Origin of the sequence: Streptomyces sp. NBC_01003 (genome assembly GCF_045162695.1) — a bacterium.
Taxonomy (GTDB): Bacteria; Actinomycetota; Actinomycetes; order Streptomycetales; family Streptomycetaceae; genus Streptomyces.
The window spans coordinates 6722501-6748994 of the sequence record NZ_CP108707.1; the positions used below are offsets into that span (position 1 = coordinate 6722501).

Genomic DNA, 26494 nt, shown 5'->3' on the forward strand with positions numbered 1-26494 from the left:
TGGGGAAGCCGTAGCGAAAGCGAGTCCGAATAGGGCGGTTCAGTAGCGCGCTCAAGACCCGAAGCGGAGTGATCTAGCCATGGGCAGGTTGAAGCGGAGGTAAGACTTCGTGGAGGACCGAACCCACCAGGGTTGAAAACCTGGGGGATGACCTGTGGTTAGGGGTGAAAGGCCAATCAAACTCCGTGATAGCTGGTTCTCCCCGAAATGCATTTAGGTGCAGCGTCGTGTGTTTCTTGCCGGAGGTAGAGCACTGGATAGGCGATGGGCCCTACCGGGTTACTGACCTTAGCCAAACTCCGAATGCCGGTAAGTGAGAGCACGGCAGTGAGACTGTGGGGGATAAGCTCCATGGTCGAGAGGGAAACAGCCCAGAGCATCGACTAAGGCCCCTAAGCGTACGCTAAGTGGGAAAGGATGTGGAGTCGCACAGACAACCAGGAGGTTGGCTTAGAAGCAGCCACCCTTGAAAGAGTGCGTAATAGCTCACTGGTCTAGTGATTCCGCGCCGACAATGTAGCGGGGCTCAAGCGTACCGCCGAAGTCGTGTCATTGCGATATATACCCCCAACGGGGATCGTGATGGGTAGGGGAGCGTCGTGTGCCGGGTGAAGCAGCCGCGGAAGCGAGTTGTGGACGGTTCACGAGTGAGAATGCAGGCATGAGTAGCGATACACACGTGAGAAACGTGTGCGCCGATTGACTAAGGGTTCCTGGGTCAAGCTGATCTGCCCAGGGTAAGTCGGGACCTAAGGCGAGGCCGACAGGCGTAGTCGATGGATAACCGGTTGATATTCCGGTACCCGCTGTGAAGCGTCAAACATTGAATCAGGCGATGCTAAGTCCGTGAAGCCGTTCCGGACCCTTCGGGGAAAGGAAAGTGGTGGAGCCGACGGACCAGACTTGTAGTAGGTGAGTGATGGGGTGACGCAGGAAGGTAGTCCAGCCCGGGCGGTGGTTGTCCCGGGGTAAGGGTGTAGGCCGTGTGATAGGTAAATCCGTCACACATTAAGGCTGAGACCTGATGCCGAGCCGATTGTGGTGAAGTGGATGATCCTATGCTGTCGAGAAAAGCCTCTAGCGAGTTTCATGGCGGCCCGTACCCTAAACCGACTCAGGTGGTCAGGTAGAGAATACCGAGGCGTTCGGGTGAACTATGGTTAAGGAACTCGGCAAAATGCCCCCGTAACTTCGGGAGAAGGGGGCCATCACCGGTGATTGAATTTACTTCATGAGCTGGGGGTGGCCGCAGAGACCAGCGAGAAGCGACTGTTTACTAAAAACACAGGTCCGTGCGAAGCCGTAAGGCGATGTATACGGACTGACGCCTGCCCGGTGCTGGAACGTTAAGGGGACCGGTTAGTGCACTTTCGGGTGTGCGAAGCTGAGAACTTAAGCGCCAGTAAACGGCGGTGGTAACTATAACCATCCTAAGGTAGCGAAATTCCTTGTCGGGTAAGTTCCGACCTGCACGAATGGCGTAACGACTTCTCGACTGTCTCAACCATAGGCCCGGTGAAATTGCACTACGAGTAAAGATGCTCGTTTCGCGCAGCAGGACGGAAAGACCCCGGGACCTTTACTACAGTTTGATATTGGTGTTCGGTTCGGCTTGTGTAGGATAGGTGGGAGACTTTGAACTCTGGACGCCAGTTCAGGGGGAGTCGTCGTTGAAATACCACTCTGGTCGTGCTGGATGTCTAACCTGGGTCCGTGATCCGGATCAGGGACAGTGTCTGATGGGTAGTTTAACTGGGGCGGTTGCCTCCTAAAGAGTAACGGAGGCGCCCAAAGGTTCCCTCAGCCTGGTTGGTAATCAGGTGTTGAGTGTAAGTGCACAAGGGAGCTTGACTGTGAGACCGACGGGTCGAGCAGGGACGAAAGTCGGGACTAGTGATCCGGCGGTGGCTTGTGGAAGCGCCGTCGCTCAACGGATAAAAGGTACCCCGGGGATAACAGGCTGATCTTCCCCAAGAGTCCATATCGACGGGATGGTTTGGCACCTCGATGTCGGCTCGTCGCATCCTGGGGCTGGAGTCGGTCCCAAGGGTTGGGCTGTTCGCCCATTAAAGCGGTACGCGAGCTGGGTTTAGAACGTCGTGAGACAGTTCGGTCCCTATCCGCTGTGCGCGTAGGAATATTGAGAAGGGCTGTCCCTAGTACGAGAGGACCGGGACGGACGAACCTCTGGTGTGCCAGTTGTCCTGCCAAGGGCATGGCTGGTTGGCTACGTTCGGAAAGGATAACCGCTGAAAGCATCTAAGCGGGAAGCCTGCTTCGAGATGAGTATTCCCACCCCCTTGAGGGGTTAAGGCTCCCAGTAGACGACTGGGTTGATAGGCCAGATCTGGAAGCCCGGTAACGGGTGGAGGTGACTGGTACTAATAGGCCGAGGGCTTGTCCTCAGTTGCTCGCGTCCACTGTGTTGGTTCTGAAACCACGAACAACCCCACGTTTGTCACAGAGCGTGGTGCGGTTGACAGTTTCATAGTGTTTCGGTGGTCATAGCGTGAGGGAAACGCCCGGTTACATTCCGAACCCGGAAGCTAAGCCTCACAGCGCCGATGGTACTGCAGGGGGGACCCTGTGGGAGAGTAGGACGCCGCCGAACTATTTTTGAAGAAAACCCCCGTAACGGATGAGAATCCTGTTACGGGGGTTTTCTGCGTTTAAGGGGTTGGTTCCCTTATGTGGCCGGACCCCTTTTCGGGGCCCGGCCGAATGCTGTGCGGGGATACAGTCAGGAATTCAGGCCGCGGAGGACGAGATCCGTGAGGGCCCTGAACTCCTCGTCGATGCCGGCCTTCTGCCACTCACCCGCGTATGCCGGATCGTGGAAGCGATTCGTCGCGTCGAATACCGCGCGGGCGGTCAGAGCGGGGTCGGGGTGAGGGAGGGTGAACTCCCCGCTGGCGATGCCGTCCTGAATGATGTGGTCGAGCTGCATGATCAGCTCACCGACGTGGAGTTCAACCACCCGGCTGTTCTCGCTGATCAGTACTTGGTAGGTGGCGAAAAGCTGCGGATCGTCGCCCGCCTTGCGGCGCTTGGCCGCGAACAGGGTCGCGAGCCATTGGCGCAACATGGCGGGCGACGTCAGCGAGCCATCTGTCATCAGCAGTTGCAGTTCGTTCGTGGTGCGGTCGAGCCAGCGCTTCGTGACCGCCTCGCGCAACTGTGCCTTCGTACCGAAATGCCGGTAGACGCTGCCGTGACTGACGCCGAGCGCGCGGGCCACGTCGACGACGTTCGCCTTGGCGGGACCATGCCGGCGCAACACCTCCTCGGTCGCCTCGAGGATGCGCTCGGTGGTCAGGGTCTCGGTTGCCATGATGCCGACCGTACCGGGCGGAGATCAGCGCTCGCTGTCGAGGTGTGCCATCTGCGCCTCGGGATAGCGGTCACCGGCGGCGGCACCGGCCGGGACGGCCTTCTCGATGGCGGCGAGGTCCGCCGAGTCCAGGGTGACGTCGAGAGCGCCGAGCGCCTCCGTCAGCCGGTCCCTGCGACGGGCGCCGACCAGGGGCACAATGTCGTCGCCGCGGCTGAGGACCCACGCGATGGCGACCTGCGCGACGCTGGCGCCCTTCTGCTCGGCGATCTTGCGCAGCGACTCGACGAGGTCAAGGTTGTGCTGGAGGTTCTCGCCCTGGAAGCGCGGGCTCATTCCGCGGAAGTCGTTCGCGGCGAGCTTGCGGTCCCGGCCGAAGTGCCCGGAGATCAGACCCCGCGACAGAACCCCGTACGCCGTGACGCCGATGCCGAGCTCGCGGGCGACCGGCAGGATCGCCTCCTCGATGCCGCGGGAGATCAGCGAGTACTCGATCTGCAGATCGGAGATGGGGGCGGTGGCCGCGGCCCGCCGGATCGTGTCGGCGCCGACCTCGCTCAGACCGATGTGCCTGACGTGTCCCTTCTCGACGAGCTCGGAGATGGCCCCGACGGTCTCCTCGACCGGTACGTCGGGGTCGATCCGGGCGATCCGGTATACGTCGATGTGGTCGACGCCGAGGCGCTGGAGCGAGTACGCCGCGAAGTTCTTCACAGCGGCCGGCCGGCCGTCGTAGCTGGACCAGCCACCGTCCGGGTCCCGGAGAGCGCCGAACTTCACGCTGGTCAGCGCCTTCTCGCGGTGTGCGGCGGGGGCGGTCCGCAGGGCCTCCCCGATCAGCATCTCGTTGTGCCCCATCGCGTAGAAGTCCCCGGTGTCGAGCAGGGTGATGCCGGCGTCGAGGGCCGCGTGGATGGTGGCGATGGACTCGCCCCGGTCGGCCTCGCCGTAGAGCGCGGACATCCCCATGCAGCCGAGCCCGATGGCGGAGACCTGAGGACCGGTGGAGCCTAGGGAACGGGGGTGGAGGGTGGGAGAGGTGGGGGGCATAGGGGGCTCCTTGGATCGGTGCTGCCAGTTCGATAGTTCGGTGTCTCCCTATCCACGATGACATGACAGCTGACAGATTTCAATATCTGTCAGCTGTCAGCTGTCAGCTGTCAGCTGTCAGCTGTCATCCGTTATCCGTCACCTGTCACCTGTCACCTGTCAGTCATGCGAGGGGTGGCAGCGAGCGCTGGGCAGCGCCGGGCAGCGCTGGGCACGCGGCGGGCAGCGCCGGGCGCGCCCGGGCACTCGGCCAGCTCCGGGCAGCGCCGCGTAGTCCCGCTCAGCTCACGACCCGTGGCAGCCTCAAGCTCAGTGCCGTTGTCAGGGCGATGCCTGCCAGTTGCACCAGCAGCGTCGTTACCAGCGCGTCTCGTGTGCCCAGGCTTGGGATCAGGGTGAGGAACAGGGAGCCGAGTGTGGCTACGCCGAGGGCCAGGGCCGACTGCTGGGTGGTGATCATGACGCCGCTGCCGACTCCCGCCCGCGACGCCGGTACCTCGGACAGGATGAGCCGGAAGAGTATGGGGAGTTGGAGTGCCTGGCCCGCGCCCGCGAGTGCGGCGCCCGGCATCAGTTCCAGGACGCCGAGGTCGGGCCAGGTTCGCCAGGCCGCGAGGGCGATCAGGGCGACGCCGGCCCCCTGGGCGATGCCGCCCGCGGTGACGATCCGGGTGCCGTAACGGGCGATGAGGCGCGGGCCCGCGAGGGACACTGCGAAGAAGGCGACGGCCATGGGCGCGAGGGCCAGGCCCGCCGGTACGGGGCCGAGGTGTTCGCCCTGCTGGAGCGCCACTGCGATCACGAACATGAAGCCGCTGAACCCGATGGAGAACGGCACGATCATGATCAGGCCGCGGCGCAGTGAGACCAGCGCGAAGAGACTGGGTGGGACCAGTGGGGTGCGGCCATGGCGGTCCGCACGGCGTTCCACCTGGTAGAAGGCGTACGCGATGAAGGGGAAGACCGCGAGCGAGAGCCACGTCCACAGGGGCCAGCCCGCCGCCCTGCCCTCGGTCAGGGGTGCGAGGAGCGTGAGCAGGGACGCGGCGAGGAGGACCGTGCCGGGGCCGTCGACCGGCTCGGGGTGCGGGGAGCGCGTCTCGGGGACGGCGCGGGTGGCCAGGAAGAGGCCGACGAGGACTACGGGCACGTTCACCAGGAACACGGACCGCCAGCCGGTCCCGAACACGTCTGCCGCGACGAGGACGCCGCCCAGGATCTGGCCGGCGACCATGGACAGGCCCGCCGTCGCCCCGTACAGGCCCATGGCCTTCGCCCGGCGCCGGCCCGTCGTCGTCGACTGGATGGTGGCGAGGACCTGCGGGAGCATCGCGGCCGACGCGGCGCCCTGCGCGACGCGCGCGGCCACAAGGGTCCAGGCGTCGGGGGCGAGGCCGCAGGCCAGCGAGGTCAGGCCGAAGGCGATCATGCCGCCGAGGAACAGCCTGCGCCGGCCGAAGAGGTCGCCGAGCCGTCCGCCGAGGACGAGCAGGACGGCGTACGCGAGTCCGTAACCGGCGACGACGAGTTCGAGGAGCGCCTCGCCCGCGGCCAGGTCGTGGCCGATGGTGGGCAGGGCGACGTTCACGATGAAGAAGTCGATGAGAGGGAGGGCCGCGCCTACGAGCACGGTGAAGAGCCCGAGTCCGCCGAGTTCCGGTGGGGCCGTGGCGGAGCGGGCGGTGGTGGCGACAGAGAGGGAACGGGTCCCGGTTCCGGTCATGGGTACCAGCGTCGTCGGGCGCTCAGACTGGTACCAGAGTGTCCTTATCCTGGTAGAAGGACTACCTGGCAACAGGCTCCGTGGCGCGGCAGGCTGGAGGCATGACCACGATGGCGCGGATTACTACGACGACTGCGGCAGAGGGACGGGCGCGGGCCGAGGCGGAGGCCGCGGCTCAGGCGAAGGCTGGAGGGCCCGGGCAGGTGGCGCCCCCGCTCGAGTCGCCCAAGCGCGAGTCCGAGATCCGGCGGCATGAGCTCGCCGACTTTCTGCGCAGCCGTCGCGCCCGCATCACCCCCGAGCAGGTCGGGCTGCCGCGCGGCCGGCGTCGGCGTACTCCCGGGCTGCGGCGTGAGGAGATCGCGCAGCTGTCCGCGGTCGGGGTCACCTGGTACACGTGGCTTGAGCAGGCGCGGGACATCCAGGTGTCGGTGCAGGTCCTGGACGCGCTGGCCCGCACGCTGCTCCTCGACGCGAGTGAGCGCGCGCATCTCTTCCAGCTCGCCGGGGCCGTCGATCCGTCGCCCGCGGCGCGCTGCCAGACGGTCACGCCGGCGCTGCGGCTGATGCTGGAGAAGCTGGAGCCGCTGCCCGCGTGCATCCAGAACAGCCGGTACGACATCCTCGCGTACAACCGCACGTACGGGCGGCTGCTGTGCGATCTGGACACGGTGGCGCCCGAGGACCGCAACTGCATGGTGCTGATCTGCACGAACGAGCAGTGGCGGAAGTCGTTCGTGTTCCTGGAGGACACGATCCGGCTGATGGCGGCCAAGTTCCGCGGGTCGATGGCCGGTCATCTGGGCGAGCCCGCCTGGGAGTTGCTGCTCAAGCGGCTGGAGGACGAGTCGCCGGAGTTCCGTGAGGCGTGGCAGCTGCACGAGGTGGTGGGCACGCGCAGCAAGACGAAGTACTTCCGCAACGCGCACGTCGGGCCGCTGTCCCTGGTCCACACCGATCTGTGGCTCGGCCCGGACCAGGGGGCCCGTCTGGTGACGTACACGCCCGCCGACGAGGAGTCCCGGGAGCGGCTCGACCGGCTTCAGGAGCTGGCGCTCGCCGTGGCCTCCTGAGTCTCCGGCTGCTCCGGCAAGGTGCCGGGCGGCCGGTGAGGAGGCCGACCTGGGGAACGGCCACGCCGTGGCCGGCGGCGGTCGCTTCAGGAGCTGGCGCCCGCCGTGGCCTCCTGGATTTCCGGCTGTTCCAGGCAGCGGGCGGTGCGCTGTGCTGTGGAGCGTGCCCAGCGGCCGCTGGTGAGGAGGCCGACCAGGAGTACGGCGAGGCCGCAGCCCACGATGATCCACCAGCCGCCGCGGCTCGCGTCGACGAACGTGGTCGCGTACGCCGATGTGCCGACGGCCCCCGCGACGCCCGACGCGAGGACCGCGCCGATGACGGCGACGCCGAGGGTCTGGCCGATCTGCCGGCTGGTGGAGGCCACCGCGGCGGCGACGCCCGCCTGGGCGCGGGGCATGCCGGAGACAGCGGTGTTCGTGATGGGGGCGTTGACGAAGCCGAAGCCGAGGCCGAACAGGACGTAGCCGATGAAGCGGGGCACGTTCGACGTCTCCGCCTCGAACGCGGCGAACAGGAGGCCGCTCGCCGTCATCGCGATGCCCGCGACGAGCAGCGGGATCCTCGGGCCGCGGCTGCCGACGATGCGGCCGGAGACCGGGGCGCACACCAGGGTCATGGCCGCCATCGGCAGCATCCACAGGCCTGCGTCCAGGGCGTTGAGGCCGCGTACGTTCTGCAGGTAGAGCGTCGAAAGGAACAGGAAGCCGCCGAGCGAGGCGAACGCGCTGATCGCTATCACCGTGGCACCGCTGAAGGGTGCCGAGCGGAAGAAGCGCAGGTCGATGAGAGGTTCGGCGCGGCGCGGCTCGTAGGCGATCAGCCCGATGAGGGCCGCGAGGGCGAGCAGCGCGAACGTCACGATGGTGGGGGACGTCCACCCCGCTTCGGGGGCCTCGATGATCGCGTACGTGAGTGAGCCGAGGAGCGCGATGACGAGGAGCTGCCCGATCGGGTCCGTGCGGCGCGGCCTGGGGGCGCGGGACTCGGGGACGTAGCGCATGGTCAGCAGGAGGGCGGCGAGGCCCACCGGCAGGTTGATCCAGAAGATGGAGCGCCAGCCGACCGAGTCGACGAGGACGCCGCCCACGATGGGGCCCGCGGCCATGGAGATGCCGACGACGCCGCCCCAGACGCCGATGGCCCGGGCGCGTTCGCGGGGCTCGGTGAACGTGTTGGTGATGATCGACATGGCGACGGGGTTGAGCATCGAGCCGCCGACCGCCTGGACCATGCGGAACACGATGAGGGACTCCAGGTTCGGCGCCACCGAGCACAGCACCGAGCCCACGGTGAAGATCATCAGGCCGGCCTTGAAGATCCGGCGTCGCCCGATCCGGTCGGCCGTCGAGCCCGCCAGCATCAGGAGCGACGCGAGGACCAGCGTGTACGCGTCGATGGTCCACTGCATGCCGGAGACGCTCGCGCCGAACTCCTTCTGCATGCTCGGCAGCGCGACGTTCAGGACGGTGTTGTCGAGGCTGACGATCAGCAGGCTCATGCAGCAGATCGCGAGGACGAGCATCCGCCGGCGGGGAGTCAGTGGGGGAGGCATGTATCCGACGGTAGCCCGACCGTGGGCGGGGGCGCCCGCCAGGTCGGGGACAACCCTGGGCGGGGCTGTCCGCCAGGTGGGGGACAATGGAGAACTGCCCCTGCCCGCCGCCCCACGATTTCGGAGAGCCCGCCCGATGTCCCAGCAGCTCACCATCGGTCCGCACCTCGTGCAGCCGCCCGTGGTCCTCGCGCCCATGGCCGGGATCACGAACGCGCCCTTCCGCACCCTGTGCCGGGAGTACTCCGGCGGCAAGGGCCTCTTCGTGAGTGAGATGATCACGACGCGGGCGCTGGTCGAGCGCAACGAGAAGACCATGCAGCTGATTCGCTTCGACGCGAGTGAGCAGCCCCGGTCGATCCAGCTGTACGGCGTCGATCCGGCGACCGTCGGCAAGGCCGTCCGCATGATCGCCGAAGAGGATCTCGCCGATCACATCGACCTGAACTTCGGCTGCCCGGTCCCCAAGGTGACGCGCAAGGGCGGCGGCTCCGCGCTCCCGTACAAGCGGAATCTGCTGCGGGCCATCCTGAAGGAGGCCGTCAGCGGGGCCGGGGACCTGCCGGTCACGATGAAGATGCGCAAGGGCATCGACGACGACCACATCACCTTCCTCGACGCGGGCCGGATCGCCGTCGAGGAGGGCGTCACCGCGATCGCCCTGCACGGGCGGACCGCGGCGCAGCACTACGGCGGCACGGCCGACTGGGACGCCATCGCCCGCCTGAAGGAGCACGTCCCGGAGATTCCCGTCCTCGGCAACGGCGACATCTGGTGCGCCGACGACGCGGTGCGGATGATGCGCGAGACCGGCTGCGACGGTGTCGTGGTGGGGCGCGGCTGCCTGGGGCGGCCGTGGCTGTTCGGCGATCTCGTCGCCGCCTTCGAGGGCACCGGCGCGCCCGCCGCGCCCGACCTGCGCAAGGTCGCCGACGCGATGGTGCGGCACGCCGGGCTGCTCGGCGAGTGGATCGGCGACGAGGCACGCGGTGTCATCGACTTCCGTAAGCACGTGGCCTGGTATCTGAAGGGCTTCTCGGTCGGTTCCGAGATGCGCAAGCGGCTCGCCGTCACGTCGTCGCTCGCCGAACTGCGTGCGGGGCTCGACGAGCTGGACCTCGACCAGGCGTGGCCCGTGGGCGCGGACGGGCCTCGCGGCCGTACGTCCGGCAACAACCGGGTGGTGCTGCCGGACGGCTGGCTCAAGGACCCGTGGGACTGCGCGGGCGTCAGCGAGGACGCGGAGCTGGACACGTCCGGGGGGTGACTGGTGGCGGGGGAGTTGTTTCCCCCGCTCCGCCCCACCCCGCCCCTTCCTGAAACCGGCTCTGCGCCCGGACCCCCGGACCCCCGGACCCCCGGACCTCCGGTCGCTCGAACGCCGCGACCGGCTAAAGGCCCCTGGTCGCCCAAAGACCCCGCTCGCTAAAAGACCGCCGTGAGCAGCGCGAGCGGCGCCGCCGCCGACCGTGACTCGCGCTCGCACGCGTGTGGGTAGGGGACGGGCGCCGGGTACGACTCCCGCGCGTACCCGGCGAGCACCTCGGGCAGCCGGTGGCCGGAGGCCGCTGCGGCCTCCACCAGCGCGTTCGCCACTGTCCGCGCCTCGTCGTGCAGTCCGTAGCGGGCGAGCCCGAGCGCGATCAGCGCGTTGTCGTGCGGCCACACCGAGCCCCGGTGGTAGGAGAGCGGGTGGTAGGCGGCCTGCCCCGCCGCGAGCGTGCGCACCCCCCAGCCGGAGAAGAAGTCGGGCTCCAGGAGACGCCGGCCGACCACTTCCCCGTACTCCTTGTCGAGCAGGCCCGACCACAGGAGATGGCCCGCGTCGGACGCCAGTGCGTCGACGTGCCGCCCCTCGCCGTCCAGGGCGAGCGCGGGGAACGCGCGGTCCGCCATCCAGAAGTCCCGCTGGAACCGGTCCCGCAGATCCGTCGCCGCCTGCTCCAGAAGGTCCGCGTACACCGGGTCGTCCCAGGCCGTGCGGGCGAGCGCGGCCGTGCGGCGCAGCGCGTCGTAGGCGTAGCCCTGGGCGCCCGCCGCCGTCACGGGTCCCGTGGGGCGGCTGCCGTCGGCCGAGCAGATGGCGCCCGGCGAGTCCTTCCAGTTCTGGTTGGCGAGGCCGCCCCGGTCGGCGCGGTAGACGAGATAGCCGCGTGAGGTGAGGCCGCCGTGGTCGAGCATCCAGCTGACGGCGGCCCGCGCGTGCGGTTCGAGGCGGCGGGCCGTGGCCAGGTCGCCGGTCCGGTCCGTGTACGCGCCGAGCAGGACGAGGAAGAGGGGCGTCGCGTCGACGGAGCCGTAGTAGCGGGCGAAGGGGACCTGGCCGAAGTGCGCCAGCTCGCCGTGCCGCACCTCGTGGACGATCTTGCCGGGCTGGGCTACGGCGCCCTCGGTGGACTCCGTGGCCTGCGTCGCGGCGAGCACCGGGAGCGTCGCGGCGGCCAGCCCCGGCCGGTAGGGGAGGGCGAACAGGGAGGTCAGGAGCGCGTCACGGCCGAGGAGCGTGAGGAACCAGGGGACGCCCGCACCCGGCACGCTCAGCCGCTCGCCGTCCGGGCCGGTGGCCGGGACCTGGAGCACGGCCAGGTCGGCCAGGCCCCTCGTGCACGCCGCTGCGAGTCCGGGCCAGGCGGCGGGCAGGGTGACGTCCCGGGTGAACTCCTCGGTGCGCGCGGCGAGTTCGGCCGCCGCGTCGGCGGGGGACGCGGGCACCGGGGTGCGGGGGGCGCCGTGCGGGCGGGCCGCGACGCGCAGGTTCAGGTCGGCCGTGCCGTGCCCGGCCAGTTCGAGGGACCAGACGAGGCGGCGGGCGCCGGTGCCGGTCTCCTCGACGGCGTCGGGCGCGGGTTCCGCGGTCACCGTGGTCGACGAGCGCCACTCGCCCCGCCGGTAGCCGAACCGGACGCCGTCCTCCAGGACCGACCGGGAGCGAACCGCGCCGGTCTTCGCGTACGTGCGGTGGTCGGCGCGCAGCTCGAACTGGTCGGTGAAGTCGGCGTCGACGGTCAACGCGAGTCGTACCGTCGTCGGCGCCGCGCGGTTGGAGACGACCCGCAGGGTCTCGACGAACGCGCCGTCCGCCACGGCCTGTTCGCGGAAGAGCGTGTACGCGGGCGGCTCCAGGCGGCCGCCGCGCGGCACCAGCACACAGCGGGCCACGCCTTCACCGGTGCCGGTCCGCCCGCCCGCGTCCCCGCCGGTCCGCCCGCCCGCGTCCCCGCCCGGCCGTCCGGCGGGCGTGAGCACCTCGGGTGCGGCGCCGTCCGCCGTGAGCTGCCAGCGGCTGAGGTGCCGGCCGTCGCGCACGAACAGGCCGTCGGGCGAGCCGGATCCGCGTACGCCGCTGATGTCGCCGCCGGGGCCGATCGCCGCGAACGTGGCGCCCCGCACGAGCAGTTGATGCTGTCGGTCCGTCATCCCCAGGTCCCTCCCTCGTGCCGCTCCTGCGGCTCCTGCAGCAGATCCAGGGCGAGCGCGGCGCTCCAGGCGAAGCCGCGCGCGCCGCAGCCGCGTCCCGTGTACGGATCCACGTATTCGGCGAAGGCCGTGTCGAGTGCCGTGCCGAGCAGCGCGGCGCGCAGGCGTTCGGCCTCCGCGTGCTCGCCATGGAGGCGCAGGCCGCGCTCGATCAGCCAGTTCGTGTTGAACCAGGCCGGTCCGCGCCAGTAGCGGTGCGGGTCGAAGGCCGGTCCCGTCAGGTCGTAACTCGGCACGAGCCGCACCGCGGTGCCGAGGCCGAAGCGGGGGCCGCGGGCGGTGCGCAGCAGTCCGGCGGTCACGTGCCGAGGGAGCGTCGGCAGGATGAGCGGGATCAGGCCCGAGACGCCGTACTCGGGGATCAGGGCGGGGGGTGAGGACCGGCCGGCGGTTCGGGGTGTGTCGTGTCCCGGTGCGCGGGACGGGTGGTGGCCGTCGGTCGCGCCGCGCAGGTCGCGGCAGAAGAACATGCCCGTCGCCGGGTCCCACAGGCGCTCGACCAGCGCTGCCGTGAGGCGTTCGGCGCGGGCGTGGCGGGCCGTGCCCGCGGCGCCGAGTTCGCAGGCGATGCGGGCGAGGGCGTGTTCGGAGGCGATCAGGAGGGCGTTGAAGGAGGGGTCCTCTACGGCGAACTCGCCCTGTCCGTCGGCGTATCGGCCGTTCCGGTAGTCCGTCGCGAGGCGCACGTACCGGCCGTAGTCGAGGTCGGTGGGGCGGTCGTCGGGCGCGCCGTGCTCCAGATCGGCGCGGCGGAACGCGCGCGCGGGCGCCGGGGCGATCCGGCTCAGCGGGGCGTCCCAGCACGGGCTGTTGTCCATGCCCTGTTCCCAGGGATGGATCACGCTGGCGAGGCCGCCGCCGCCCAGGTCCCTGCGGTGCAGGAGGTAGCGGTGCCAGGCCGCGAGCTTCGGATAGACGCGGGCCAGGAACGAGCGGGACCGGGACAGGCCCGGGTCGGCGCGGTGCACGAGCCAGGCCGCCAGCGCGTGCACCGGCGGCTGCACGATGCCGGAGGTCTGCACGGAGCGCGGCGCTCCGGCCGCCCGGCCCGAAGTGGAGGAGCGCCAGAAGTCGGGGCTGGGAAAGTAGGCGTCGAGAGGGACGGAGGGGTTGAACACGATGTGCGGCACCCGGCCGTCGCCCCACTGCGCTTCGAACAGCGTCTCCAGCTCCAACTGTGCGCGCAGCGGCGACACATGACGTGACCCGATGGCGACGAACGCGGAGTCCCACGACCACTGGTGCGGATAGAGGGTGCGGGAGGGGACCGTGGACGTGCCCGTCCAGTTCGTCTCCAGGACCCGTGCCGCCCGCTCGCGCAGCGCGGCCCGCTCGAGCGAGGGCGCGGCGACGGCATCGGGGGCGCGGCGGACAGCCGCACCGGTCCGCCGGGTTGTGCGGTCCACACGAACTCCCACGGTCTGTCAGTTAAGCCGTATCCAGCTTAGAGTTACGTCTACTTAACCAGCAAAACCCAATATGTAACGCGCAGTTGATGAACGCAAGCGATTGACGAACGCAAGGGGTGCGAATGGCCGGAGACCGGACGAGAGAGCGGCCGCGGAGCCAGGCGAGCGCCGGGGATCTGCTGCACCTCGTGCGCAGCGGCCGGGCGACCACGCGCGGCGCGCTCCAGGAGGCCACCGGGCTCTCCAGGGCCACCGTCGGCCAGCGCCTCGACCGGCTCTTCCGGGCGGGCTGGCTGCGTGAGGGGGCGGGCGCTCCGGCCGGGTCGCCGACGGGCGGGCGGCCCTCCCTGCGCCTGGAGTTCGACGACGCCCACGCGGTCGTGCTCGCCGTCTCCCTCGACACCCGGCACGCGCGCGCCGCCGTCCTCACCCTCACCGGCGAGCTGCTCGCCGAGCGCTCCGGCGCCCTGTCCGTCGACGAGGGGCCGGAGCGGGTGCTCGGCGCGCTCGGCGGCTGGTTCGCCGGGCTGCTGAAGGAGGCGGGGCGGACCGCGGACGCGGTGTGCGGCATCGGGCTCGGGGTCCCGGGTCCCGTGGACAGCGCCACGGGCCGCGTCGTGCAGCCGCCGATCATGCCGGGCTGGGACGGCTACGACATCAGGGGCCGCCTGAGCCGCGCCTTCGCCGAGCAGACGGGCGGCGGGGGTGATGTACGTGACGCGGGTGATGCAGATGGCGCAGGCGGCGTCCCCGTTCTCGTGGACAACGACGCCAACCTGATGGCCTACGGCGAGCAGCGCACCGGACACCCGGACTGCGCGGCGTTCGCCCTCGTCAAGGTGTCCACCGGCATCGGCGCCGGCGTCGTCGTCGGCGGCCGGATCTACCGGGGCATCGACGGGGGAGCGGGCGACATAGGCCATATCCGGGTGCCCGAGGGCGCGGGCACGCTGTGCCGGTGCGGCTCGTACGGGTGCCTGGCCGCGGTGGCCAGCGGGCGCGCCCTTGCGCGGCGGCTCACCGAGGCCGGGGTGCCGGCGGAGTCGGGATCGGATGTGCGGGAGCTGCTCGCCGAGGGGCACCCCGAAGCGGTGCGCCTGGCACGGGAGGCCGGGCGCAGCGTGGGTGAGGTCCTGGCGACGGTGGTGACCCTGCTCAACCCGGGGGTCCTGATGATCGCGGGGGATCTGGCCGGAACCCCCTTCCTCACGGGCGTACGCGAACTGCTCTACCAGCGGGCCCTGCCGCGCTCCACCGCTCATCTGGACGTGGTCACCGCGCGGCTCGGCGAGCGGTCTGCCCTGGTGGGGGCGGGTGCGCTGGTCGTGGAGCACCTCTACGCGCCGGACCGGGCGGAGGAACGGCTCGCGGCGCTCGGCCTGTGAACGCCCGCTTTGCGTCCGGATGCTGACATCGCGGGGCCCGGAAACGGCGTGATTCTCGCCACCCCTGATAGGGGTAGCGCTCAGATGAGCAACTTGAAGACGGCTGTACATTTCTAAGGCATGGCACTGAGTGCCACCGTTCGATCATTTACAACTTGAACTCACATGAGTAATGAGTCCGCTCACCTGAGCGATATTCGGGGTCTACGGGGGTTGTGTCTTCAAGAAGTGAAGGCAAGGAGCCGGGCGCCGCCACCTGTTAGTTACTTTCGATCTAGCGGCGGACGGGTGGTTACGGCCGTATGACGCACAAGTGGACGTACCCAGATGCCTTCGATCTGGGTATGTTCCTCGCCGTCAGGGCAGCCACCGAGTCATCGAGGAGTCGAGACCCGTGTCGGAAAACAAGGATCCCCACGTAGTGAAGTTCGTCTACGACTTCACCGAGGGAAACAAGGACCTCAAGGACCTCCTCGGCGGGAAGGGGGCGAACCTCGCGGAGATGACCAACCTCGGTCTGCCGGTTCCTCCCGGCTTCGTCATCACCACTGAGGCCTGCAAGGTCTACCTCGACAGTGGCGATGAGCCGGTGGCACTGCGTGACGAGGTGAGTGCGCACCTCGACGCCCTTGAGCAGAAGATGGGCAAGAAGCTCGGCCAGGCCGACAACCCCCTTCTGGTGTCGGTCCGTTCGGGCGCGAAGTTCTCCATGCCCGGCATGATGGACACCGTCCTCAACATCGGACTCTCCGACAAGTCCGTCCTCGGCCTGGTCAAGCAGTCCGGCGACGAGCGGTTCGCGTGGGACTCCTACCGCCGCCTCATCCAGATGTTCGGCAAGACCGTCCTGGACGTCGACGGAGAGCTCTTCGAGGACGCCCTCGACAAGGCCAAGGCTGCCAAGAAGGTCACGGTCGACACCGACCTCGACGCCTCCGACCTCAAGAAGCTGGTCACCCGCTTCAAGAAGATCGTGAAGACCGAGGCCGGCCGGGACTTCCCGCAGGACCCGCGCGAGCAGATGGACCTCGCCATCCACGCGGTCTTCGACTCCTGGAACACCGACCGCGCCAAGCTCTACCGCCGCCAGGAGCGCATCCCCGGCAACCTCGGCACCGCGGTCAACATCTGTTCCATGGTCTTCGGCAACCTCGGCCCCGACTCCGGCACCGGCGTCGCCTTCACCCGCGACCCCGCCTCCGGCCACCAGGGTGTGTACGGCGACTACCTCCAGAACGCGCAGGGCGAGGACGTCGTCGCGGGTATCCGCAACACCGTGCCGCTCGCCGAGCTCGAGTCGATCGACAAGAAGTCGTACGACCAGCTCATGCAGATCATGGAGACGCTCGAGACCCACTACAGGGATCTCTGCGACATCGAGTTCACGATCGAGCGCGGCCAGCTGTGGATGCTGCAGACCCGCGTCGGCAAGCGCACCGCCGGTGCCGCCTTCCGCATCGCGACGCAGCTCGTCGACCAGGGCCTCATCGACGAGGCCGAGGCGCTCCAGCGCGTCACGGGCGCCCAGCTCGCGCAGCTGATGTTCCCGCGCTTCGACGAGAGTGCGAAGGTCGAGAAGATCGGCCGCGGCATCGCCGCCTCGCCGGGCGCCGCGGTCGGCAAGGCCGTCTTCGACTCGTACACCGCCGTCAAGTGGTCACGTTCGGGCGAGAAGGTCATCCTGATCCGTCGCGAGACCAACCCCGACGACCTCGACGGCATGATCGCCGCCGAGGGCATCCTCACCTCGCGCGGCGGCAAGACGTCGCACGCCGCCGTCGTCGCCCGCGGCATGGGCAAGACCTGTGTCTGCGGCGCCGAGGACCTCGAGGTCGACACCAAGCGCCGCCGGATGACGGTCGGCGGGCAGGTCATCGAGGAGGGCGACGTCGTCTCCATCGACGGCTCCACAGGCAAGGTCTACCTCGGTGAGGTGCCGGTCGTCCCGTCCCCGGTCGTCGAGTACTTCGAGGGCCGCATGCACGCCGGCGCCGACGACGCCGACGAGCTCGTCGGCGCCGTGCACCGGATCATGGCGTACGCGGACCGCGTCCGCCGGCTGCGGGTGCGCGCCAACGCGGACAACGCCGAGGACGCGCTGCGCGCCCGCCGCTTCGGCGCGCAGGGCATCGGCCTGTGCCGCACCGAGCACATGTTCCTCGGTGAGCGCCGCGAGATGGTCGAGCACCTGATCCTCGCCGACACGGACGCGGAGCGCGAGGAGGCCCTCAAGGAGCTCCTGCCGCTCCAGAAGAAGGACTTCGTCGAGCTGTTCGAGGCGATGGACGGGCTCCCGGTGACGGTGCGCCTGCTCGACCCGCCGTTGCACGAGTTCCTGCCCGACATCACCGAGCTGTCGGTGCGCGTCGCCCTCGCCGAGTCCCGCCAGGACGCCAACGAGAACGACCTGCGCCTCCTCCAGGCCGTGCACCGCCTGCACGAGCAGAACCCGATGCTGGGCCTGCGCGGTGTCCGTCTCGGCCTCGTGATCCCGGGCCTGTTCGCCATGCAGGTACGGGCCATCGCCGAGGCCGCCGCGGAGCGCAAGAACGCCAAGGGCGACCCGCGCGCCGAGATCATGATTCCGCTCGTGGGCACCGTCCAGGAGCTGGAGATCGTCCGCGAGGAGGCCGAGCAGGTCATCGCCGAGGTGCAGGAGCAGACCGGCGTCGAGCTGAAGCTGGCGCTCGGCACGATGATCGAGCTGCCGCGCGCCGCGCTGACGGCGGGGCAGATCGCCGAGGCCGCGGAGTTCTTCTCCTTCGGCACGAACGACCTGACGCAGACCGTCTGGGGCTTCTCCCGCGACGACGTGGAGGCCTCGTTCTTCACGGCGTACCTGGAGAAGGGCATCTTCGGGGTCTCGCCGTTCGAGACCATCGACAAGGACGGCGTCGGCAGCCTCGTACGCAACGCCGTGGAGGCCGGCCGCGCCACGCGGCCCGACCTCAAGCTCGGCGTCTGTGGCGAGCACGGCGGTGACCCGGAGTCGGTCCACTTCTTCCACGAGGTCGGCCTGGACTACGTCTCCTGCTCGCCGTTCCGTATCCCGGTCGCCCGCCTCGAGGCCGGCCGTGCCGCGTCGACGTCGACGGGCAGCGACCACCGGTAGGAACCGGTCCGCAGAACTCCGGAGCCGTTGTCTGGGTGCCCGACCCTCACGAAAGGCAGCGGCTCCGGTGCACCGAAGGAGAGGGCGGTACCCCTTGTGCGGGGGGTGCCGCCCTTTCGTGTGGGCGGGGGCGGGCGCTCTTGGAAGTCGTGTGGGCGGGGCGGGCGCTCTTGGGAGTTCTGTGATGTCCGTTCCCTTGTGAGGCCCGGAAGGCAAGTGGTGTAGTCCAATGCATGCCTCCGAGTAACGGTACGACTTCACCGCGTCTGTCACGCCGCTCGTTCGTCATCGCCCTCGCGGTGACCTCGGCAGCCACCGCCCTGCCGCTCGGGCTCGGGTCCGCCGCCGCCCGGGCCGCGGGCGGGAGCGCGGCCAACGAACGCCCCGTCGTCATCCCCGCCCTCCAGAACTGGGCCGGATCCACGGGCCGCTACCGGCTCGAAGCGGGCGCGCCGATCGTCGTACAGGCCGCGAAAACGGGTGAACTCCTGTCGCTTGCCCGGCAGTTCGCCGACGAGATCGAAGAGGTCACCGGCATCAGGCCCGGCGCTCCCCGCGCCGGCCGCGGAGTGCGTGGCGGCCTGCGGCTCGTCCTCGACCCGGCCGACCGGCACGCGCCCGGCGGCGACCGGTACGCGGAGGAGGGTTACACCCTCACCGTCACCGCGGCCGCCGTCACGGTCACCGCACCCACCCGCACCGGCCTCTACTACGGCACCCGCTCGGTCCTGCAGATCCTCCTGCGCTCCGACGGCCGCCGCGAACTGCCCACCGGCACCGCGCACGACTGGCCCGACTACCGGCTGCGCGGCTTCATGCTGGACGCGGGCCGCCGCTTCTTCACCCCGGACTTCATCCGCGACCAGCTGCGCCTGATGGGCTGGTTCAAGCTCAACGACCTGCAACTGCATCTGAACGACAACGAGATCAGCCCGGCCGGCGGCGACTGGTCCAAGGCCTACGACGCGTTCCGGCTGCGCAGCGACAAGCCCGAATGGGCCGGGCTCGCCGCGCCCGACGGCTCGTACTCGCGGGGAGACTGGGACTCCTTCGAGGACACCGCGGCCGCCCACGCCGTCCAGCTCACCCCCGAGATCGACGCGCCCGCGCACGCCCGCTCCTTCGTGCGCTTCCGACCCGAACTCGGCCTGAAGGGCGGCAACTCCGACCACCTCGACCTGGCCGAGCCGGAGACGACCGCCTTCATGAAGAAGGTCTTCGACGAGTTCGCGCCCTGGTTCCGCAGCCCCGAGATCCACTACGGCGCCGACGAGTACACCGGCCCCGAGGAGCAGTACCGCGGCTACTTCAACGCGATGGCCGCCCACCTGCGCACCCTCGGCAAACACCCCCGCGCCTGGGGCAGCCTCACCGAGATGGCGCCCTCCGGCACCTCCGGCTACGACCGCGACGTCACCATCCACAGCTGGAACAACGGCTGGTACGGGCCCAAGGCCGCCACCGCCGACGGCTACGAGATCGTCAACACGAACGACGGGCTCCTCTACATCGTCCCGTTCGCCACCTACTACCACCCGCTCGGCCTCGACGGCCCCTATCTGTACGAGAGCTGGGCCCCGCACGTCTTCCCCGGCGACCAGAGCCTCCAGCCGCACGACCCGAAGCTGCGCGGCGCCATGTCCGCCGTGTGGAACGACCTCGTGCACGCCACGTACACCCAGCAGGCCGTCCACGGTCTGGTCGAGAAGACCTTCGGCACGCTCGCTCAGAAGATGTGGAGCGGGTCCGGAGCGGGCCTGAGCTACCGCGACTTCACGGCCGAGCTGCGGCGCGGTATCGCCGGACCCGGGCTCACCACCCTCACGCCCACCCTCGCCGAACCCGACCAGATCTCCCTGGACGCCCCCGCCACCGCCTCCTCCACGGCCGCGGGGTCCCGCCCCGCGTACGCCACCGACGGCAGCCCCGTCACCCGGTGGACCAGCGGCCGCGAGCGCGCTCCCTGGCTGGCCGTCGACCTCGGGCGGAGCCGGCCCGTACAGCGCGTGCGCGTCGAATGGGGGCAGGACCACGGCACCGCGTACGCCGTCGAGGTCTCCGACGACGGCGTCGCATGGCGCACCGTCGCCGAGCGCACCGGCCGCGACCGCGCGGGCTGGGACGAACTCGGCTTCCCGGCGACCGCCGCGCGCCATGTACGCCTGCGCGGCCAGGAGCGCGCGAGCACGCGCTACTCGGTGTGGAGCCTTCAGGTGTACGACATCCCCGACCTGGCGCTCGGCCGCCCCACCACCGCGTCCTCCGCCGAGACGGCCACGCTCACCGCGCCCAACGCCACCGACGGAGACCCGGGCACCCGCTGGGCGTCGAAGTACACCGACGGCGAGTGGATCGAGGTCGACCTGGAGCAGACCCGGACCGTGCGGCGGATCGTCCTCGACTGGGAGACGGCCGCGGGACGGGACTACGACCTCCAGGTCTCCGCCGACGCCACCGGCTCGTCCTGGCGCACCGTCGCCGCGCGCCGCGACCGCACCACCGCCGGGGTGGACACGGTCGACCTCGACGCCGTTCAGGCGCGGCGGGTGCGGATGCTCGGGGTGAAGCGGCAGACGACGTACGGGTACTCGCTCTACCGGTTCGAAGTGCGGGGCTGAGCACTCCGGGAGGGGAAACGGGGGTGCGGGGTTCCGCATCTACTGGCCGGTAAGTACAGTCGGGCACCCCCGTATCCCCTCGTCCAGGGAGCACAGCCATGACCGGCTGGAACGCGAGCGACATCCCCGACCAGAGCGGCCGCACGGCCGTGGTGACCGGCGCCAACAGCGGCATCGGCTACATCACGGCACGCGAGCTGGCCCGCAAGGGCGCCCACGTCGTCCTCGCCTGCCGCAGCGAGGCGCGGGGCACGGCCGCCCTCGACCGGCTGCGCTCCGAAGTGCCGGGCGCGCAGGCCGAGTTCGAGCAGCTCGACCTGGGTGACCTGTCGTCCGTGCGGAAGTTCGCCGGAGCGCACGCCGGCGGGGAGCGGCTCGACCTGCTGATCAACAACGCGGGCGTGATGGCGCTGCCCCTCGGGCGGACCGCCGACGGCTTCGAGACGCAGTTCGGCGTCAACCACCTCGGCCACTTCGCGCTGACCGGGCTGCTCCTGCCCCGGCTCCTCGACACACCCGGCGCCCGCGTCGTCAGCGTCTCCAGCATGTTCCACGTCCTCTCGGACATCGACATCGCGGACCTCAACAGCGAGCGCCGCTACCGGCGCTGGATCGCGTACGGCCGTTCCAAGACGGCGAACCTGCTGTTCATCCACGAGCTGGCGCGCAAGCTGGCGGCGCGCGGGTCCGACGTCGTCGCGGCGTCCGCGCACCCGGGGTACGCGTCCACGAACCTCGCGACGCAGGGCGTGCGCATGGAGGGCCGCAAGGCCGTCGAGCGGGTCGTCGAGCTGGGCAACCGGGTCATCGCCCAGCCCGCCGAGGCAGGCGCGCTGCCCACGCTGTACGCGGCGACGGCACCCGGTGTGCGCCCGGACTCGTTCACCGGGCCGTCCCTGATGATGTGGCGCGGGGCGCCCGCGAAGTCGTGGCGGGCCGGGCGGACCCTCGACGACGTGGCGGGGGAGCGGCTGTGGGCGGCGTCGGAACAGCTGACGGGCGTGACGTTCTAGGGCGAACCACCAGCGCCTTTCCGCCGGAGGCCCTAGTCCAGCTCCGAGGCCTCGAACACCGCGCGGGCCGCGTCGCCGTCGATGCGGGCCGCGAGGCGGTCGACGACCGGGGTGCCGCAGCGGAGCAGCCCGTTCGCGCGGGCCCGGCGCGCGCCCGTCTCCAGGCGGTGCCAGACGACGGGGTTGTCGGTGAACACCTTCGGGTCCAGTTCGACGCGCCCGCCGAGCGCGTCCCGCAGCACGAGCCGCGGCGTCACCCCGTCGCTGTGGCGCACCGACGTGAGCAGATCCGTGCAGACCCGCCGTGTGCCCCAGACGCCGCGCACGGCGAGCCAGCCGGGACCCGCGCTGACCAGCGGCGGATGCAGCACGGCGTGCAGCAGCGCCGAGAGCCCCGCCCACAGCCCGACCCGCGCCGCGCTGAGCGTGCCGTTGGCCGTGTCGATCACCAGGATCAGGCAGAACAGCGTGAGCGCGCAGAACACCGCCGCCCGCAGATCGGCGGCCCACCGCCGGTCCCGCACCACCGTGTCCTGCGAAGCCGGCGCCGCCGCCCGTCCGCGGGATCCCGCCCTCGTATCTCGTCCCATGCAGCGCACCGTAAGCCCGTGCGGGGCCCCAGGACAGCACTCTTGACGCGTCGCTGATCCAGCGGCCGCGCACGTTGACGCCGTGCTGACGGGAGGGCCGACATACGGCTGTAGTCCCTCTGTCGTAATCCGGCCGCATGGTTGATCGTTGGGCCGTCGGAATCCGTGGACGCCGAAAGAAGCCGGCGTTCAAGAGCAGCGAAAAGCAGGGGGACGATCAATGACCATCAGCCGCAGGGGACTGCTCGGGACCGGCGCCGCGCTGGGGCTGCTCACCGCGTGCGGCTCCAACACGGGCCGGGACGACGGCGGATCGGGCGGCGAGCCGGAGCTGGCGCAGTGGTACCACCAGTACGGCGAGCAGGGCACCGAGCAGGCCGTGAAGAAGTACGCCGCCGCGTACGAGAAGGCGCACGTCACCGTCCAGTGGCGGCCCGGCAACTACGACGAGCAGACCGCCGCCGCGCTCCTCACCGACTCGGGCCCCGACGTCTTCGAGGTCAACGGGCCCACCCTCGACCAGATCCAGGGCAAGCAGATCGCCGACCTCACCGGCCTGTTCGAGGGGGTCAAGGACGACTTCAACCCGGCGGTCCTCGCTCCGAAGACGTACGACGGCAGCATCTGGGCGATCCCGCAGGTCATCGACATGCAGATGCTCTACTACCGCAAGAGCCTGCTCGCCGACGCGGGCGTCGAGCCGCCGGAGACGCTCGACGAGCTCGTGGACGCCGCGAAGAAACTCACCTCGAAGAAGACGAAGGGCCTCTTCCTCGGCAACGACGGCGGCGCGGGCGTCCTCGGCGGTACGCCTCTGTACGCGGCCGGCCTCGAACTCGTCACCGAGGACGGCAAGGTCGGCTTCGACGACCCGGCCGCCGCGAGAGCCCTCGGCAAGATCCACCAGCTGTACGCCGACAAGTCGCTGCTCCTGGGCGCGCCCTCCGACTGGTCCGACCCGTCGGCGTTCGTCCAGGGCCTGACCGCCATGCAGTGGTCGGGCCTGTGGGCGCTGCCCACCGTGCAGAAGGAACTCGGCGACGACTTCGGCGTCCTGCCCTTCCCGAAGGACGGCGCGGGCAGGCCGTCGGTGCCGGTCGGCGCATACGGCGCGGCGGTCTCCACCCGTGGCAAGCACCAGCAGGCCGCGAAGGACTACCTCAGGTGGCTGTGGATCGACCGCACCGAATACCAGGAGGACTTCGCCCTCTCGTACGGCTTCCACATCCCGGCCCGTGTCTCGCTGGCGAAGAAGGCCGCGAAGCTGCGGAAGGGCGCGGCGGCCGACGCCGTCCGCTTCACGACCGACCACGGCTTCGCCCAGCCCTTGAGGTGGACACCCGCGAGCCAGACCGCGTACCAGGACGCCCTGAGCCGCATCATCAAGGACGGCGCGAGTCCGGACAGCGAGCTCAGGAGAGTCGTGCGGAAGGTGTCGGCCGAGCTCGACCGCGTGAAGAAGAAGTGAGCCTGCGGCAAGAGGGCCGCCGCCAGGCGATCCCTCGGCAGAGAGGCCGCGGGCAGGGCGGCACGGCACGGAAGTGGGCCGGCGTCCAGAACCGCACCCTCTGGTTCTGGATCTTCGTCGGGCCCTTCTTCCTCGGCCTCGGCGTCTTCACGTACATCCCGCTCGGCTGGAGCGTCTACCTCAGCTTCTTCGACGCGCACAACACCGTCACCCCGAGCGACTTCGTCGGCCTCGGCAACTACACGGCGATGCTGAAGAACGAGGCCTTCACCGACAGCCTGTGGACCTTCCTCGTCTTCTCGCTCTTCATCGTGCCCGCGACCTACGCGCTCTCGCTCGCCCTCGCCCTGATGGTGAACCGGCAGCGCCGCGCCCAGGCGTTCTTCCGCTCGGTCTTCTTCCTGCCCGCCGCCTGCTCCTACGTGGTGGCGGCCCTGATCTGGAAGATGTCGATCTTCAACGGGGTGCGGTTCGGGCTCGCCAACACCGTCCTCGGCTGGTTCGGCGGTGACCAGATCGCCTGGCTTTCGACGACCGACCCGCCCTGGTACTGGGCCGTCATCGTCACCGTACGGCTCTGGCTCCAGGCCGGCTTCTACATGGTGCTGTTCCTCGCGGGGCTCCAGCGCATCAGCCCCACCCTCTACGAGGCGGCGGCCGTCGACGGGGCGCGGCCCGGCTGGCAGGTCTTCCGGCACATCACGTTCCCGCAGCTGCGGGCCACCTCCGTGGCGGTCGTCCTGCTCCTCGTCATCAACGCCTTCCAGGCCTTCGACGAGTTCTACAACCTGCTCTCGGACGCCCGCGGCTATCCGCCGTACGCCAGGCCCCCGCTCGTCTACCTCTACTACACGGCACTCGGCCAGGGGCAGAACCTCGGGCTCGGCAGTGCGGGCGCGGTGCTGCTCGCGCTGATCATCGCGGTGGTGACGGTAGGGCAGGCCAAGTGGTTCGGCCTCGGCCGCAAGGAGGCACAGTGAGGGACGAATCCCGGGTCAGGGCCGGCCGCGCCCTGCGCCTCGCCCTGCTGATCGCGCTGGCGCTCCTGTTCCTGATCCCGTTCTACCTCCTGGTACGCAACGGGCTCGCGGCGGAGAGCGACCTCACCTCGCCCGAGTGGACGTTCTTCCCGTCCTCGCTGCGCTGGGGAAACGTGCGGGAACTCTTCGCCGACACGTCCGTCCCCTACGCCCGCTCCCTGCTCAACTCCGCGCTCATCGCGGTGGCGACGACGCTCGGCACCCTGCTCCTCGCCTCGCTCGCCGGCTACGGCCTGGCCCGCATCCCGTACCGGCACGCGAACAAGGTCTTCTACGCGATCCTCGGCACCCTGATGGTCCCGGCCGCGGTCACCTTCGTGCCGAGCTTCGTGCTCGTCTCGTCACTGGGGTGGATCTCGACGCTGCGCGGCCTGATCGTCCCGACCCTGTTCTCCGCGTTCGCGTGCTTCGTCTTCCGCCAGTACTTCCTCGGCTTTCCGGGGGAGCTGGAGGACGCGGCGCGTGTCGACGGGCTCGGCCACTGGCGTACGTACTGGCGGGTGGTCGTGCCCAACTCCCGGCCTGTCTTCGCGGCCGTCGGCACGATCGTCTTCATCGGCGCGTGGAACTCGTTCCTGTGGCCCCTGGTCATCGGCCAGGACCGCAACGCGTGGACCGTCCAGGTGGCGCTGTCGTCCTTCACCACGGCCCAAGTGGTGCGGCTCCACGAGCTGTTCATCGCGGCGGCCGTGTCGATCGTGCCGCTGCTCGTGGTGTTCCTGTTCTTCCAGCGGTGGATCGTGGCGGGGGTGGAACGCTCGGGCATCGACGACTGACCCCACCCTCTCTCCCTACGGGCTATGCGGCCGAGCCGCCGTCGATCACCAGGTCGGTGCCGACCACGGACGCGGCGTCCTCGGACGCCAGGTACAGCACGGCGGCGGCGACCTCGCCCGGCGTCGCGACCCGGCCGAGCGGTGACTGCTCCTTCATGCGGACGGCCCGCTCGGCCTCGGTCTCGCCGGGGAGCAGGGACATGGCGGTCGCGGCGGGGCCCGGGCTCACCGCGTTGACACGGACACCGTCACCGATGTGGTCGAGGGCCGCGCCCCTGGTCAGGGCGGAGACGGCCGCCTTCGACGCGGCGTAACCGGTCACGCCCGCCCGGGACTTGTGGGGGCCGAGGTTGGAGGAGATGTTGACGATCGCGCCGCCGCGCTCCTGAGTCCGCATCTGTGTGACCTCGGCCTGGAGGGCGAGAAGCACGCCGGTGACGTTGATGTCGAGCATCGTCTGCCAGTCACCGGACGCGAGTTCGGCGACGGGGCCCGCGCCGCGGAAGACGCCGGCGTTGTTCACGGCGACGTCGAGCGACCCGAACCGCTCGACGACGGCACGCACCAGGTCCTGAAGGTCTCCGGCCCGGGTCACGTCGGCGGTGTGCGCGACGGCGGTGCCGCCCGCCGCTTCGATGAGGTCCACGGTCGCGTCGAGGGTGGCGCGGGTCCGTCCGGCGACGACGACCCGCGCGCCCTCGGCGGCGAAGGCGACCGCGATGGCCCGCCCGAGCCCGGTTCCGGCACCGGTGACGAGGACGCTCTGACCGGCGAAGCGACTGCGGGACATGAAGGGCTCCTTGGCTGGTGGGTCGGGCGGGTGGATCAGGTATTTCTAGAACGATTGGTTCAGTATGCGGCCATGCGGAAAGA

The 26494-nt window shown here is 69.7% G+C and carries 17 protein-coding genes and 2 rRNA genes (1 of these 19 only partly in view); 11 read left to right on the top strand and 8 right to left on the bottom strand.

Features of this window, described 5'->3' with window-relative positions:
• Both OG698_RS30660 and rrf read left to right on the top strand, forming a co-directional pair.
• A 23S ribosomal RNA gene (locus OG698_RS30660) occupies positions 1-2405 on the top strand; it begins 718 nt to the left of the window's first position.
• An 89-nt stretch (positions 2406-2494) separates the two neighbouring features.
• Positions 2495-2611, top strand: a 5S ribosomal RNA gene (gene rrf, locus OG698_RS30665).
• Between the two features lie 129 nt (positions 2612-2740).
• On the opposite strand, the gene OG698_RS30670 is transcribed toward rrf, so the two are convergent.
• From OG698_RS30670 to OG698_RS30680, 3 genes are all read right to left on the bottom strand, one after another.
• Complete coding sequence (locus tag OG698_RS30670; protein ID WP_406106847.1) at positions 2741-3331, bottom strand: TetR family transcriptional regulator; 591 nt, start codon at positions 3329-3331, stop codon at positions 2741-2743.
• 24 nt (positions 3332-3355) lie between these two features.
• On the bottom strand, positions 3356-4381 hold the full coding sequence (locus tag OG698_RS30675; protein WP_406106848.1) for an aldo/keto reductase: 1026 nt from the start codon (positions 4379-4381) through the stop codon (positions 3356-3358).
• Positions 4382-4661: 280 nt separating this feature from the next.
• On the bottom strand, positions 4662-6104 hold the full coding sequence (locus OG698_RS30680) for an MFS transporter (RefSeq protein ID WP_406106849.1): 1443 nt from the start codon (positions 6102-6104) through the stop codon (positions 4662-4664).
• A gap of 101 nt (positions 6105-6205) precedes the next feature.
• Here OG698_RS30680 and OG698_RS30685 point away from each other — a divergent pair, with 101 nt between their 5' ends.
• Complete coding sequence (locus OG698_RS30685) at positions 6206-7177, top strand: helix-turn-helix transcriptional regulator (protein WP_406106850.1); 972 nt, start codon at positions 6206-6208, stop codon at positions 7175-7177.
• Between the two features lie 86 nt (positions 7178-7263).
• Here the strand turns inward: OG698_RS30685 and OG698_RS30690 are convergent, their stop codons facing one another.
• On the bottom strand, positions 7264-8733 hold the full coding sequence (locus tag OG698_RS30690) for an MFS transporter (protein WP_406106851.1): 1470 nt from the start codon (positions 8731-8733) through the stop codon (positions 7264-7266).
• Positions 8734-8869: 136 nt separating this feature from the next.
• On the opposite strand from OG698_RS30690, the gene dusB reads away from it, so the two are divergent.
• Positions 8870-10000, top strand: a complete 1131-nt coding sequence (gene dusB, locus OG698_RS30695; RefSeq protein ID WP_100591847.1) for a tRNA dihydrouridine synthase DusB — start codon at positions 8870-8872, stop codon at positions 9998-10000.
• A gap of 158 nt (positions 10001-10158) precedes the next feature.
• Here dusB and OG698_RS30700 read toward each other — a convergent pair whose 3' ends face one another.
• Complete coding sequence (locus tag OG698_RS30700; protein WP_406106853.1) at positions 10159-12150, bottom strand: glycogen debranching N-terminal domain-containing protein; 1992 nt, start codon at positions 12148-12150, stop codon at positions 10159-10161.
• Positions 12147-13616: an MGH1-like glycoside hydrolase domain-containing protein gene (locus tag OG698_RS30705; RefSeq protein ID WP_406106854.1), complete on the bottom strand. Its 1470-nt coding sequence runs from the start codon at positions 13614-13616 to the stop codon at positions 12147-12149. The genes OG698_RS30700 and OG698_RS30705 overlap by 4 nt, the downstream gene beginning before the upstream one ends.
• Positions 13617-13741: 125 nt before the next feature.
• On the opposite strand from OG698_RS30705, the gene OG698_RS30710 reads away from it, so the two are divergent.
• The 4 genes from OG698_RS30710 (at position 13742) to OG698_RS30725 (ending at position 21747) form a co-directional block, all read left to right on the top strand.
• The gene (locus OG698_RS30710) at positions 13742-15004 is read left to right on the top strand and encodes an ROK family protein (RefSeq protein ID WP_406106856.1); all 1263 of its coding nucleotides are present in this window, start codon (positions 13742-13744) and stop codon (positions 15002-15004) included.
• Between the two features lie 394 nt (positions 15005-15398).
• Positions 15399-18116, top strand: a complete 2718-nt coding sequence (gene ppdK, locus OG698_RS30715) for a pyruvate, phosphate dikinase (RefSeq protein ID WP_362899323.1) — start codon at positions 15399-15401, stop codon at positions 18114-18116.
• 233 nt (positions 18117-18349) lie between these two features.
• Positions 18350-20734 (top strand): discoidin domain-containing protein, encoded by a 2385-nt coding sequence (locus OG698_RS30720; protein ID WP_406106858.1) that lies wholly within the window; start codon positions 18350-18352, stop codon positions 20732-20734.
• Positions 20735-20832: 98 nt separating this feature from the next.
• Positions 20833-21747: an oxidoreductase gene (locus OG698_RS30725; protein ID WP_406106859.1), complete on the top strand. Its 915-nt coding sequence runs from the start codon at positions 20833-20835 to the stop codon at positions 21745-21747.
• 32 nt (positions 21748-21779) lie between these two features.
• Here OG698_RS30725 and OG698_RS30730 read toward each other — a convergent pair whose 3' ends face one another.
• The gene (locus tag OG698_RS30730; protein WP_406106860.1) at positions 21780-22337 is read right to left on the bottom strand and encodes a hypothetical protein; all 558 of its coding nucleotides are present in this window, start codon (positions 22335-22337) and stop codon (positions 21780-21782) included.
• A gap of 220 nt (positions 22338-22557) precedes the next feature.
• Between OG698_RS30730 and OG698_RS30735 the strand changes: the two genes are divergently transcribed.
• The 3 genes from OG698_RS30735 to OG698_RS30745 all read left to right on the top strand — a co-directional run bounded on the left by OG698_RS30735 (position 22558) and on the right by OG698_RS30745 (position 25621).
• Positions 22558-23805 carry an ABC transporter substrate-binding protein gene (locus tag OG698_RS30735; RefSeq protein WP_406106861.1) on the top strand — a complete coding sequence of 416 codons (1248 nt, stop codon included), beginning with the start codon at positions 22558-22560 and terminating at the stop codon, positions 23803-23805.
• 110 nt (positions 23806-23915) lie between these two features.
• Positions 23916-24785, top strand: coding sequence for a sugar ABC transporter permease (locus tag OG698_RS30740; RefSeq protein ID WP_329581998.1), 870 nt, complete (start codon positions 23916-23918; stop codon positions 24783-24785).
• Positions 24782-25621 (top strand): carbohydrate ABC transporter permease, encoded by an 840-nt coding sequence (locus OG698_RS30745; protein ID WP_406106863.1) that lies wholly within the window; start codon positions 24782-24784, stop codon positions 25619-25621. The genes OG698_RS30740 and OG698_RS30745 overlap by 4 nt, the downstream gene beginning before the upstream one ends.
• A 22-nt stretch (positions 25622-25643) precedes the next feature.
• Here the strand turns inward: OG698_RS30745 and OG698_RS30750 are convergent, their stop codons facing one another.
• Entirely contained in the window at positions 25644-26411 is a 768-nt protein-coding gene (locus tag OG698_RS30750) for an SDR family NAD(P)-dependent oxidoreductase (RefSeq protein ID WP_406106864.1), read from the bottom strand.
• Positions 26412-26494 lie beyond the last annotated feature (83 nt).